Consider the following 12,826-nt stretch of genomic DNA (forward strand, 5'->3'; position numbering starts at 1 on the left):
AATGTCAGTCGTAAGAGTGCCTATGGCTGTTATCTGACTCAGAGATGTTACCCCCAAACTAATTGGAGCTGCAGCTAGGCGGCAAGTGAGTGAATCCCCATGAGCATAGATACACTATGTGATTGGGGTGATAGAACGTCGCCAACACCGCTGCAGCTTCAAGTAGGAAGGGGGTAGGCTATGGTCGATGTAAAATAGTTGCTCCCGATAGCCAAAAATACCGGACTTTGCAAGAATCCGTGAGTGAGGCAGAAAACTTGGCCATGTTCGAACACCGGCGGAATGGCTTGTTCAAGCAAAGAACTTGGAGCCTGACTGAGTTGGATACCCTGCTTCCCCCTTCCAGAACAAAGAAAACAGAGGGCTTGCTTTGATGATGCAAACTCAAAGTTCAAAACTTAATAAAAACCATAAATTAATCATTGCAGCACTGGTGTTATCGATATGTTTGCTCGGGCTGTGGTTATATGGCGGCCAGAGTGCACAACCCAGCCCCCATGCTGCGATTATTGATAATGACGAGTTACTGGCTTTGGCAGCCGAGAGTCAGCCCAATCCGGATATCTATGCCAGTAGCTTGATCAAACCCGGTGATCCTTTGTTTGTAGGTTTAAAGGCGTTGCAGGAGGGTAAGGATGATATTGCCGTTGAGGTTTTCGGTAAGATGGCTGAGGAAGGGAACATAGGTGCCATGTTATGGTATGGACTGACCAATATGGGCGCCGGTGTATACGGTACTGCTTCAGCTGTAGAGTGGATTAACAAAGCGGCTCAGCAAGGAAACCCCTATGCGATGCGGCGCTTGGTACCGGCGGGAGAAACCCTGCAAAATTGTGAATGGTATCTGGGCAGTTACTGCGACGACGCTTGGGCAGACAAGGCGCGGGAAGCTTTCCTGCAGCGCTTGCAAGCCAACCCCGATGATGTGTTGAGTCGCTATGCCGCCTCCATGGATGCCGACAGGGCAACTGAAGCGGCCAAGCAGAAGTATTATGCCCCTATGGTTAGCCAGGCGCATAAATATGGCCGGGCTTATGAGGCTGGTGAACTCAACGAAGCCGATGCAGCCAAGGTGGTGACTCTACTCAAAATGGCGGCCAATGATAACTTTGCACCGGCAATGGATATGCTGGCGGGGACTTTTTACAAGGTTATCGGTTTTGAAATGGCTAATTATTATGCCAAAAGAGCATTTCATTTAGGTTTTAACTCTTTAGATGCCATTATCCACGTGAATAAGAAAGAGTGGCTTAAAGGAACGAATCGAGATGAAATGCTGGTCGCTTTATCCTATATATATGCGGCAGAAAAGTATTATAGAGAAAGTAACGTCGACTTTAGGGTTATAGACAGACTTAATAAGAGTGAAGAACCTGTGACTGATGCTGAAATTTCAGTTGCTAAAAAACAGGCTGAAAAAATTATCTCAGAAATAACGCCGGTTATTTATATCGATGAGATTTATGATGTCGAGTCTTATAACTACTAAATGTTTAGATAATGAGCGAGCGAGGATGCGAGGGAAGAGTAGGTGTCATCCGTAAATTGGCCCCGAAGGGAGACATTTTCCTCCATCCTGAAAACAGAGGGCTTGTTTTGATGGTGCAGATTCAAAGATCAAAATTTAATAAAACCCATAAATTAATCATTGCAGCATTGGTGTTATCGATATGTTTGCTCGGGCTGTGGTTATATGGCGGCCAGAGTGCACAACCCAGCCACCATGCTGCGATTATTGATAATGACGAGTTACTGGCTTTGGCGGCCGAGAGTCAGCCCAATCCGGATATCTATGCCAGTAGCTTGGTCAAACCCGGTGATCCTTTATTCAAAGGTTTATATGAGTTGCAGTCGTTGAGAAGGGATTTGGCCGAAAAGGCACTCTTGCCGCTGGCCGAGGCAGGGAGCAGTGATGCCATGTTATGGTATGGTATGACGGTCTTGCGTTCCAGTGTTCTGTCTGGTGGAGACAAATGGATCCATGAGGCTGCTATGGCTGGAAACCCCTATGCGATGCGGCGCTTGGTTCCGGCGGGAGAAACCCTTCAGGATTGTGAATGGTATCTGGGCAGTTACTGCGACGATGCCTGGGCTGATAAGGCGCGGGAAGCTTTCCTGCAGCGCTTGCGAGCCAATCCTGATGATGTACTGAGTCGTTATGCGGCCTCCATGGATGCCGACAGGGCAGCTGAAGCGGCAAAGCAAAAGTACTATGCGCCATTGGTCTATTTAGCGAAAGGCTATGGGAAGAGCTATGAAGATGGAAAACTAAGCGATGAGAAGGCCAGAAAAGTCGTCTCCCTCTTGATTATGGCTGCCAATGATAATTTTACACCCGCAATGGATTTATTGAGCAGCGTTTTTGCTCCTGTTTTAGGTTATGAACGAGCCACTTACTGGGCAAATAGGGCTATAAAATTGGGCAATAATTCAGTTCTCGGAATTCTATTCAGAAATATAGATGAGTTTAAAATTAATTCCGATCGAAGCTATTTAATAAAAGCCCTTCCATATGTATTAGTTGAGAAAGATTTTTTTAGAGATCAGTCAGCTTTAGATGTTTTAGAATATGAGCTAGATAATGTAGGTGAACCTATTACCGAAGAAGAGCTTGCAGCGGCTGAAGAAAAGACAAAGAGAATTGTCGAGGAAATGACGCCGGTTATTTATATCGATGCAATTTACGATGTGGAAGCCTATCACTAGCAAGAGCATGGATACGACAAGATAAGATCTCTGCTGATGTAGTTATATCTCAGCAGAGATCTTAGCAACCCATCCCTGCAAATAAGGAACTCTTGGCCTTGAAGGAGTCCCTAACCATTCGGGCCTTCCTGCAGCATTTACCTGTTTAAAGAAGTCACTCCAGATCCAGCGAAAAGGTGCTGATTTTTTTGGGGATCCTTGGCACCACTCACTTCCTTGTCGAGGCTGCTTAGCGATAACACTTTTCTAGCTTGTATCGAATAGGTTTGGGACCTCTGCCGCCATCCAAGATGCCGGGCAGCTAGAATGATGTGCCAAAGCAGGAAACAATGGGCAAAGAAAAGTGGTCACTGTTTGTAGCATTCGCGGCGAGACTCGCTTCGCACCCACTTCTGTTTACCTATGTAGAGCGCGTATGGGACCCATAGGTAGCTTCCTTAATGCTCCTTTGCTTCCTTGGTGACTCTCTGCTCTCTAGTCTCTGGTCTCTGGCATGGGGTTTTGATCGGTTACTGTAATTTAACAAACGCTAATACTTAGGTCTTGGTTTTTTCCCGCTTTTGCAGAATATGCCACGGATCTTTCTTTATTCACTGTAAGAGATCTCTTACTTTTTGCATTTAAAACTGACTTTTTAAGGTCATGCCATCTCTATAAAAAAGTAGTTTTGATTATCTAATGTTCTTAAATTTAGCCTTTTGGGATAATATCTACCCAACTAAAGTATTATATGTTTTAATATTATTGTTTCCTTTGTTAATTAAATGTGATTACGCCTATTATACTAAGGTCTGAAACGCCGATTGACTATAACTTGTTGGGCTTGTAAGTTAGGTCTGCTTTTGAAATGGACTTACCAGTCGTAAAAGATCTTATATGGAGATAATCTCATGGCGAAAGATGGTTCAGTCGCTCCGAAGGAACGTATTAACATCAAATATGTTCCCTCTACGGGTGATCAACAGAGTGAAATGGAACTTCCTCTTAAGTTGTTGGTTTTAGGTGACTTTAAGGGTCATCCTGAAGACTCTCAATTGGAAGAGCGTAAGACGGTTCAAGTTGATAAATCTAATTTTGAATCCGTTATGAAAGAAGCCAATCTGTCAATTTCTGCGACAGTTGACAATAAATTGACAGATGAAGATGGTGCTGAGTTGTCTGTTGATCTTAAATTCGATTCCCTCAAAGATTTCTCACCTGATTCTATCGGTGAGCAGGTTCCTGAAATTCAAAAGTTAATCGAACTTCGTGAAGCTTTGGTTGCACTTAAGGGACCATTGGGAAATATTCCTGCCTTCAGAGCCAAGTTGCAGGAATTAATTGCAACGGAAGAGTCTAGAGAAAAGCTGCTGAGTGAATTGCAGCAGATGGAACAATAATTCAAGCCAATATAAGCCGTTATGGAGATAGGCTGTGGATTATGTCTCGGATATAGACACAAGTGTAATTGAGGAATCAAAATTCATGGATGTTCAAAATCAAACATCAGGCGCTTCCCAAAGTGCCAATGCAACGCTGCTCGATCAGATAATGGCACAAACCCGGATGGCGCCGGTGGATGAAGGCTATGACATTGCTCGCCGTGGTGTTGCTGCTTTCATCGGTAACATTCTGGAGACAGACAACACTGCCGAGCCGGTCAACAAGGCTCTGGTCGATAAGATGTTGGTTGAGCTGGACAAGAAGATCAGCCAGCAGATGGATGCCATTCTGCACAATGAAAAGGTGCAGCAGATAGAATCAGCCTGGCGCAGCCTCAAGCTGTTGGTCGACAGAACCGATTTCCGTGAGAATATCAAAATTGAATTGCTGCACGTTACCAAAGACGAGTTGCTGGATGATTTTGAATTTTCACCGGAAACTGCTCAGTCCGGTCTGTATAAGCATGTTTATTCTGCCGGTTACGGCCAATTCGGTGGTGAGCCTGTCGGCGCTATCGTCGGTAACTATGCCTTCACCCCTTCGACTCAGGATATGAAGCTGCTGCAGTACGTTGGTGCTGTTGGGGCCATGGCTCATGCGCCATTCCTGTCTTCAGTTGCGCCTGAATTCTTCGGTGTCGACTCGTTTGAAGAGCTGCCGAATCTCAAGGACCTCAAGTCTACTTTCGAAAGCCCCAAGTACACCAAGTGGCGTGGGCTGCGTGAGTCTGAAGATGCGCGCTACATAGGCCTGACGGCGCCTCGCTTCCTGCTGCGTGTGCCTTATGACCCAATCGATAACCCGGTTCGCAGCTTTAACTATCGTGAAAATGTCAGCGCCAGCCACGAAGATTACCTCTGGGGTAATACAGCGTTTGCTCTGGCTACCCGTTTGACCGAGAGCTTCGCCAAGTATCGCTGGTGTCCTAACATCATTGGCCCACAGAGCGGTGGTGCGGTGGAAGATCTGCCGGTACACGTGTTTGAATCCATGGGCGCTTTGCAGTCCAAGATCCCGACCGAAGTCTTGATCACCGACCGCAAGGAATTTGAACTGGCCGATGAAGGCTTTATCAGCCTGACTATGCGTAAGGGCAGTGACAATGCGGCCTTCTTCTCTGCCAACTCAATTCAAAAGCCCAAGGTGTTCCCCAACACCAAGGAAGGCAAGGAAGCCGAGACCAACTACAAGTTGGGTACCCAGATCCCTTACATGATGATCATCAACCGCCTGGCACACTACATCAAGGTGTTGCAGCGTGAGCAGATTGGTTCCTGGAAAGAGCGTCAGGATCTGGAGCGCGAGCTGAACAACTGGATCAAACAGTATGTCGCCGATCAGGAAAACCCACCGGCAGATGTTCGTAGCCGTCGTCCTTTGCGTGCCGCCAAGGTTGAGGTGATGGATGTTCAGGGCGATCCAGGTTGGTATCAGGTTTCCATGGCTGTGCGTCCGCACTTCAAGTACATGGGTGCCAACTTTGAACTGTCGCTGGTAGGACGTTTGGATCAGGAGTAATCACGTTGTTGAACGATGATTTCTCCGGAACTTTTGGTGTCGGCTTCTTTGAACGCTTGGGAGCCGAACGCCAAAGTGGATATGGCGACAGCAGCTTGGATGCTGTCGTCGATTCCATCAAACGTAATGTTTCACATATTCTCAATACCCGCATTGGAGAAAGCCAGAGCTGTCCTGAACTGGGACTGTTCGATTTCAATGATGCCAGTTCCGGCAGTGTGGATCTTGGCCTGAGGATGCGTAACGGAATCAAGGCTTGCCTGAGCCGCTTTGAACCCAGGCTGACAGATATTGATGTCAGCGTGTTGTTCGATGAGGGCAATCCGATGAACCTCAGGTTCCACATCTACGGCAGCATCAGAGTGGCTTCCAACAAGGATAAGTTGAAGATCGATTTGTTATTGGATAACAGTCGCAGATACAGAGTGGTTTAGCAGTGCCTCAGGACAAATACTTCAGGGATGAACTTGCTTTCTTGAGAGAGCAGGGGCGGGAATTTTCGGATATCCATCCGCAGTTGGCGCGTTATCTTCACGGTAACCACACTGATCCCGATATCGAGCGTTTGCTTGAGGGCTTTGCTTTTCTGACCGGTCGACTCAGGGAAAAGATTGACGATGAATTCCCCGAGTTTACTCACTCGATGATCAGCATGCTGTGGCCCAACTATCTCAGGCCTATTCCCAGTCATACCATCATGCGCTTCTATCCGCATGAGAAGGGGATCACCCACAGGCAGGAGATTGCGGTCGGTTGTATGCTGGACAGTCATCCGGTTGAAGGGCAGATCTGCCATTTTCGAACCTGTCGTCCTGTTGATGTTTATCCGGTGCAAATCCGTCATATAGATGCTTCCCATTCCCGGGAAGCCTCTATTATTCAATTGGATTTTGATAACAACAGCGACCTTTCCCTGCTTGAAATGGGGCTGGAAAGCCTCAGGTTTTATCTGGGAGGCCAAAGCTACAGTGCCCAGATGCTGTATCTTTGGTTGAATCATTATCTGGACTCTATCGAAATTGTCGGCGCCCATGGCAGTTATCGCTTGCCGCGCAGCAGCTTTGCGTCAGTAGGATTTGAGGCCGGCAGCGGTATCTTGCCCTATCCGAAAAACGTCTATGAAGGCTATCGGATCCTGCAGGAGTACCTGACATTCCCCGAGGCGTTTCATTTCTTCGATATCAAGGGAATCGCCAAGTGTATCCCCGAATATCTCAAGGGTGACTTCAGCCTCAAACTCACTTTTTCCAAGACGTTGCCTGCCGACGTGCATGTGCGTCAGGATACTTTCCTGCTCTACTGTGTTCCGGCTATCAACCTGTTTGAGCACGACGCCGATCCTATCGATCTCAACGGCAAGCGGGTCGAATACCCGATTGTGCCTTCCAGTCGCCATCCATCTCACTTTGAAATCTTCAGTGTCGACAAGGTGCAGGGTTGGCTGGACTCCAATGAAGGCAGAATGCGCGGCCAACAGCGGATCTATTCGCCGTTTGAGAGCTTCCAACATGAAGTGGAGCGCGCCCGTAATCGCACCGCGCTTTATTACCGGATGCGGGTGCGCGACAGCATGCGCAACGACGGCCTGGATCATTGCCTCTCATTTGTGCGCAGCGATGAAACCCAGTGCCTGGACATGACAGAAGCCGTGTCGGTGACACTGACCTGCTCCAACCGGCAACTGCCGACCAAGTTGGGCAAGGGCGACATCTGCGTCGCCACAGATACATCGCCAAGCTTTGCCCGTTTCAGCAATATCACCGAGCCCAGCCACCCTTTGCGACCTGTGCTCGATGGCAGTTTGCTGTGGACCCTGATCTCCAATTTGTCGCTCAACTATCTGTCACTGCTGTCCCGTGATGCCATCTGTTCCATCATCCGCGCCTATGACTTCAAGGCGTTGGTCGACAGACAAGCCGAGCGGGTCACCCGGATGCGACTCGACGGCATCAGCAGTATTCAGTCCGGGCCGACCGAAAGAATTGTCAGGGGATTGCCGGTTCGCGGCCTCAAGACAGAGCTGGTGCTCGACCAACAGTATTTCGGCTCCGAGGGCGATCTTTACCTGTTCGGCACTGTGCTGAACCACTTTTTTGCCCTCTACGCCAGCATCAACTCGTTTCATGAGTTGGTGGTTATCAATGCTCATAACAAGGAAAGGTACACATGGGATATCCAGAGCGGTCAACAACCGCTGATATAACCTTTCCGGAGCCGGGGGGCAGCAGGCTGCCGCAGGACTACCGTGAGTACAGCTTTTTCCAGTTGGTGGAGTTATTGCACCAACTGGAAGGCAGAGATCCGGAAGATGCCCAGTGGGAACTGGCCGGTGAGTTGCAGTTCAGCGCCAATCCAAGCCTTGGATTTGCGCCGGCGGATATCTCCATGCTCGAGTCTCTGGGGGATGGGCGCCTGCGGCTGGAGACCTGTTTTCTCGGTCTCAATGGCGCCCAGTCGCCGCTGCCCAGTTACCTGCTGGATATGCTGCTCGACGATGAAGACGGCATTCGGCGCAACTTTCTGGATTTCTTTAATAACAGATTGATTTCCTTGTTGTATCGCCTGTGGCGCAAATACCGTTATTACGTGCGTTTTCAGGACGATGCCAGCGACAGTTTTTCGGCCCAGGTCTACGCCCTGGTGGGGCTGGCCAACGAGGATATCCGCGGCGACACACCAATCAACTGGTGCAAGATGCTGGCCTACGCCGGCATGCTCGCCGGTCGCAGCCGCTCGCCCCAGGCGGTTGCCGGCATAGTGGCGCACTGTTTCGACCTGCCCCAGGTGAGCATTCGCCAATGGCAACTGCGACAGGTGGAGATCCCCGAGTCCCAGCGTTGCCGTTTGGGGATGGCTAACTCCAGGCTGGGGGAAGACACCATGCTTGGGGAGCGGGTCGGCGATCTTTGCGGCAAGTTTGTGCTCTGTATGGAAGAGCTGTCGTTAGAGCGTTTTCGCGATTTTCTGCCATCCGGGAGGGAGTTCCAGCCACTTTGCAAGGTGATGGAAGTGATCCTGCGGGAACAGATGGCCTATGACCTTGAGCTGACGCTCAGGGAAGATGAAGCCCCGCTGCTGCAACTGGGGGAAGAAAAGGGCGGCCAATTGGGATGGTCCTCTTTCCTCGGCAAGGGCGATAGCACGCGCAAGAGCGTATTGATTCAAATCAGGCAATAAAGGGAGGTTGGCCTCTTGAGTAATTTGATTGCGTTGAATGTGGTGAACTCCCAGCTGTTGGAGTCAGGCCTGGTGCCCCACACAAGAATGAACAAGGACGGCGGCCTGATAGGCGCCGGCCCAGGTTGCGAATGGGTGCTCAGGGACAGGGAGCGCACCATAGGCGACTACTTCTGTCGCATCCTCTGGTTGGACGGTCATTTCTGTATTGAAGATCTCTGCGGCCGGGTGTTTCTCAACGGCTCCACCGTGGAGCTGGGGCGGGATCGCAAAGCCCGGCTGAATGAGAACGATCATATCGCCATTGGCCCCTACAAAGTACGGGTGACGCTGCTCGACAGCGAGCAGGCCGATGACCCGGTAACCGGCCAGCTTTCTGAATGGTTCAAGTCTGAGAACGGTTCACTTATTCAGGCTGAAACCGCCGAAGAAGAGGAAGAAACCGATGCCAGCCTGGATGACCCTTTACTGGCACTGGACAGGCAACAACAGGCCGCGGTCAAAAGCGTTGAATTTGACCAGGAATCTGTGACCAAAGAGCAGGAAAACGCCGAATCCCTGCTGGCCAAGGAACTCTACTGGCAAGGCAAGAATTTTACCGCCCAGGCCGACACGGACTTCGATACCGGTTCGGCTATTCATCTGAACAAACGAGCGAAAATGGACAATATTATGGACGAGAATGCACTGGACTTACTGGAATCTGAAGTCAAAAACGGCCTGGGCAATGATTGGCCCGCCGATGAAGGCACCCATATCGCCACCGGCCCTATGCTGCGCGGCTTAGGGGTACAGTTGGGTGATATGAACGACACAGGCACCCAGCAGGCACTGGCCATTGAAATGGGCGCTGCTTTGCAGGCCGCCATTAAAGGCCTGCTGTCACTGCATCAGGACGCGCAAAGCAGCCGTTATGATCTGATCAACAAGAACCTGCAGCCCATCGAAGATAACCCGCTGCGTCTGGGGCTGGATTATCAGGAAACCGTCCGCACTCTGTTTGATGACAACAAGAGCCCGGTGCATCTGTCTCCGGCGGCCGCCATCAGCGAAAGCCTGAATTCCATCGAGCACCACAATGAAGCGGTACAGCATGCCATCACAGAGGCGCTCAACTACATCCTCAAGTCTTTCTCACCCGACACCTTGCTGAGGCGCTTCAGCCAATACCGCAAGGTGAGCGAGTCGGCGCTCAACCCAGGTGATAACTGGGCCTGGGAAATGTACGAGAACTACTACCAGGAGCTGACGTCATCCCGTCAACAGGGCTTCCGTAAACTCTTCTGGGAAGTGTTTGAACAGGCCTATGACAAGAAACTCAGGGAACTGCAAAGGGAATTCTGATGGGACTGATAAGGCTGGGTTTAATCGGGCTTTGTTTGCTTCAGCTGGCCGCTTGCAGCTCGGCATGGAATGCCACCAAGAAAACGGCGCAGGTACTGTGGGACCCTTCCATTCCAGTGGGAGAGGCCAAAGACCTGCCGACACAACTGACCTACAGCATGTATGCGCTCGATAAGGTCAACCCCAATGCGGCCGGCGATGCCACGCCGCTGGAGCTGGTGGTGTACGAGCTGGAAGATGACTCCAAGTTTCTGGCCGCCGACTTTGACTCGCTTAAGGCGGATTACAAAGAGGCGCTCGGCTCCAATTATATCGACCACAGTGACTACACCCTGCTGCCGGGACAGTTCAAGTTTATCGACCATTTCGCTGTCGATGAGGACACCAGATACATAGGCATCATGGCGCATTTCAGTGATCCCGAGGTCGCCCAATGGAAGAAGGTCGTCAAGATCAAACCCATGGGCCGTGAATATCACCTGCTGATGTTTTTCAGTGAGCAGGACATAGTACTGGATAAAGTGGAATAACAATGTCTTCAAGAAACAGAGTGATATGGAGTGAAGGGCTGTTTATCAAGCCTCAGCACTTCCAACAGCAGCAGCGTTATCAGGAATACCTCACTGACGCCAGGCTCAATGCGGTCAGCGGTTACCTCTATGGGATCACCGAGCTTGAACTCAACCCCGAGTATCTCAGCTTTGGTCGCATTGCGATTCAGCGTGCCCGTGGCGTAATGCCGGACGGCACTGTGTTCAACATCCCTCAGGAGGATGTGCTGCCGGACGCACTGGAAGTGGCCGACAGCTCACTGGCCAACCAGATTGTTTACCTGGCGCTGTCGCTGCGCAGTGATTCAATTACCGAAGTGGCCCAGGACGAGCAGGGCGCCGGACGTTATCTCAATCGGCGTCACGAGGTGCGGGACATTCACACCCATCAGGGCGACTTTACCGCCATTGATGTCAGCCCGGTCAGGCTCAGATTGATGCTGGAGAAGGAAGATCGCAGCGCCTACAGCTCGCTGGCCATCGCCCGCATTCTGGAAAAGCGTCCAGATGGCAGTGTGGTGCTGGATCCCAACTTTATTCCCTGCCACTACAATGTCAGCGCCGTGCCGATTTTACACCGTTTCCTCGGAGAGATGGCCGGTCTGATGCGCGAGCGGGCCCGCAATATCGCCCAGCGCCTGGGCTCGCCGAGCCAGGGCGGGGTGGCAGATGTGGCCGATTTCATGTTGCTGCAATCTCTCAACCGCATGCAGCCTGTGTTGCAGCACCAGTCCCTGTCGCGGACCCTGCATCCGGAAACCCTGTATCAGGCTCTGGTCAGTGTTTGTGGCGAGCTGTTCACCTTTACCGATGATAGCCGCATGGCACCGGCGTTTGCCGCCTATGACCACGATATGCCGGTATCGGCCTTCACTCAGGTAATGTCGACTCTGCGTCAGTCTCTCAGCATAGTGCTCGAGCCCAAGGCGGTATCGCTGCAGCTGCACAAACGCAAGTATGGCCTCATGGTGGCGCCGGTGCAGGATCCGGATCTGTTGAAACAGGCCGACTTCATTCTGGCAGTGCGCGCCAGAATGCCGCTGGACGAACTCAAGAAACTGTTTATCCAGCAGACCAAGATCGCCTCGGTGGAGAAGATCCGCGAGCTCATTTCGCTGCAGCTGCCGGGTGTGCCTCTGTCTCCGCTGCCGGTGGCCCCAAGGCAGTTGCCTTACCACGCGGGTTACACCTACTTCCAGCTGGAGCGTTCCAGCCGGGCCTGGGAGATGCTGGTGAATTCCAGCGGTTTTGCCTTCCACGTGGCGGGGGACTTCCCGGAACTCGAACTGCAATTCTGGGCTATCAGGAGCTAAGAAATGGATATCAAAGCAGAAAAACAGCCTATATCGCCTGAGCAGGTCGAAGAGCTGCTCTATGACGAAGCGCAGAACATGAATGCCGATAAAGAGTATTGGTTTCAACTGCGTGGTGACAGCCTCAATGCACTTATCGATGCGGCATCCCCCCTTATCGGCATGGTGTTGCGGGTACGCAAGCTGGCCATCTTGGATGATGTGGAAAAGCTCTATCACAACACAGTGGATGACATCATGGCCATCGAGGCCGAGCTCACCGAGGCGGGCTATGATCGCGCTGAAGTGCTGGCCTATCGCTATGTGCTTTGTTCCTTTATCGATGAAGCCGTGATGAATACCCCCTGGGGCGCCGACAGTGCCTGGGCCGAACATTCGCTGCTGACCCGTTTTCACAATGAAACCTGGGGCGGTGAGAAGGTGTTTGGCATCCTGCAGCGTCTGGAAACCGAACCGAGCAAATATCGTGAACTGCTGGAGTTCATCTACCTGTGTTTCTGTCTGGGTTTCGAAGGGCGCTACAAGGTGGTGGCCAACGGCCGAGAGGAGTTTGACAAGATAGTCAATCGCCTCTACGAAACCCTGCGCCACCTCCGGGAAGAAGAACCGGAACTGCTGACCGGGGCCACAGAGCATGTGGTCAACACCCGTTATCGCCTTGGACGCCAGATGCCTATTTGGACAGTCTTTGCCGGTTTCGGCTTGATGCTGACCATAGTCTTTCTGTTTTATTCCCTGTCCCTGGCGAACAAGTCCTCGGGCGTGCTCAAGCAACTGTATCAGATCCTGAATTGA

11 protein-coding genes are annotated in these 12,826 nt (G+C 51.1%); all 11 read left to right on the top strand.

The features are described 5' to 3' along the window. Window positions 1-373: 373 nt before the first annotated feature. The 11 genes from ACSHSR_RS04115 to icmH all read left to right on the top strand — a co-directional run bounded on the left by ACSHSR_RS04115 (window position 374) and on the right by icmH (window position 12,826). A complete protein-coding gene (locus ACSHSR_RS04115; protein WP_479631284.1) occupies window positions 374-1,489 on the top strand; it encodes a hypothetical protein in 1,116 nt (371 codons plus the stop codon). Window positions 1,490-1,500: 11 nt separating this feature from the next. Beyond that, complete coding sequence (locus ACSHSR_RS04120; protein ID WP_479631285.1) at window positions 1,501-2,706, top strand: hypothetical protein; 1,206 nt, start codon at window positions 1,501-1,503, stop codon at window positions 2,704-2,706. Between the two features lie 890 nt (window positions 2,707-3,596). Beyond that, window positions 3,597-4,085 (top strand): type VI secretion system contractile sheath small subunit, encoded by a 489-nt coding sequence (gene tssB, locus ACSHSR_RS04125; RefSeq protein ID WP_025012103.1) that lies wholly within the window; start codon window positions 3,597-3,599, stop codon window positions 4,083-4,085. A gap of 85 nt (window positions 4,086-4,170) precedes the next feature. Next, window positions 4,171-5,646 (top strand): type VI secretion system contractile sheath large subunit, encoded by a 1,476-nt coding sequence (gene tssC / locus ACSHSR_RS04130; protein WP_025889984.1) that lies wholly within the window; start codon window positions 4,171-4,173, stop codon window positions 5,644-5,646. Window positions 5,647-5,651: 5 nt separating this feature from the next. Then, entirely contained in the window at window positions 5,652-6,080 is a 429-nt protein-coding gene (gene tssE, locus ACSHSR_RS04135; protein ID WP_051472870.1) for a type VI secretion system baseplate subunit TssE, read from the top strand. 2 nt (window positions 6,081-6,082) lie between these two features. Then, window positions 6,083-7,849 (top strand): type VI secretion system baseplate subunit TssF, encoded by a 1,767-nt coding sequence (tssF, locus tag ACSHSR_RS04140; RefSeq protein WP_479631286.1) that lies wholly within the window; start codon window positions 6,083-6,085, stop codon window positions 7,847-7,849. Then, window positions 7,813-8,823: a type VI secretion system baseplate subunit TssG gene (tssG, locus tag ACSHSR_RS04145; RefSeq protein ID WP_044733760.1), complete on the top strand. Its 1,011-nt coding sequence runs from the start codon at window positions 7,813-7,815 to the stop codon at window positions 8,821-8,823. Before tssF ends, tssG begins: the two co-directional genes overlap by 37 nt. 15 nt (window positions 8,824-8,838) lie before the next feature. Next, window positions 8,839-10,167 (top strand): type VI secretion system-associated FHA domain protein TagH, encoded by a 1,329-nt coding sequence (gene tagH, locus ACSHSR_RS04150; protein ID WP_028781259.1) that lies wholly within the window; start codon window positions 8,839-8,841, stop codon window positions 10,165-10,167. After that, on the top strand, window positions 10,167-10,697 hold the full coding sequence (gene tssJ, locus ACSHSR_RS04155) for a type VI secretion system lipoprotein TssJ (RefSeq protein ID WP_025889986.1): 531 nt from the start codon (window positions 10,167-10,169) through the stop codon (window positions 10,695-10,697). The genes tagH and tssJ overlap by 1 nt, the downstream gene beginning before the upstream one ends. Before the next feature lie 2 nt (window positions 10,698-10,699). Then, window positions 10,700-12,031, top strand: coding sequence for a type VI secretion system baseplate subunit TssK (gene tssK / locus ACSHSR_RS04160; RefSeq protein WP_025889987.1), 1,332 nt, complete (start codon window positions 10,700-10,702; stop codon window positions 12,029-12,031). 3 nt (window positions 12,032-12,034) lie between these two features. Further along, the gene (icmH, locus tag ACSHSR_RS04165) at window positions 12,035-12,826 is read left to right on the top strand and encodes a type IVB secretion system protein IcmH/DotU (protein WP_028781258.1); all 792 of its coding nucleotides are present in this window, start codon (window positions 12,035-12,037) and stop codon (window positions 12,824-12,826) included.

It is taken from the genome of Shewanella sp. VK101 (assembly GCF_056497865.1).

What these genes read in the sequence shown, in the direction of transcription:
- icmH (WP_028781258.1), top strand. Translation starts at nt 12,035, where the DNA reads ATGGATATCAAAGCAGAAAAACAGCCTATATCGCCTGAGCAGGTCGAA.
- ACSHSR_RS04115 (WP_479631284.1), top strand. Translation starts at nt 374, where the DNA reads ATGATGCAAACTCAAAGTTCAAAACTTAATAAAAACCATAAATTAATC.
- ACSHSR_RS04120 (WP_479631285.1), top strand. Translation starts at nt 1,501, where the DNA reads ATGAGCGAGCGAGGATGCGAGGGAAGAGTAGGTGTCATCCGTAAATTG.
- tssG (WP_044733760.1), top strand. Translation starts at nt 7,813, where the DNA reads ATGGGATATCCAGAGCGGTCAACAACCGCTGATATAACCTTTCCGGAG.
- tssK (WP_025889987.1), top strand. Translation starts at nt 10,700, where the DNA reads ATGTCTTCAAGAAACAGAGTGATATGGAGTGAAGGGCTGTTTATCAAG.
- tssC (WP_025889984.1), top strand. Translation starts at nt 4,171, where the DNA reads ATGGATGTTCAAAATCAAACATCAGGCGCTTCCCAAAGTGCCAATGCA.
- tssB (WP_025012103.1), top strand. Translation starts at nt 3,597, where the DNA reads ATGGCGAAAGATGGTTCAGTCGCTCCGAAGGAACGTATTAACATCAAA.
- tssJ (WP_025889986.1), top strand. Translation starts at nt 10,167, where the DNA reads ATGGGACTGATAAGGCTGGGTTTAATCGGGCTTTGTTTGCTTCAGCTG.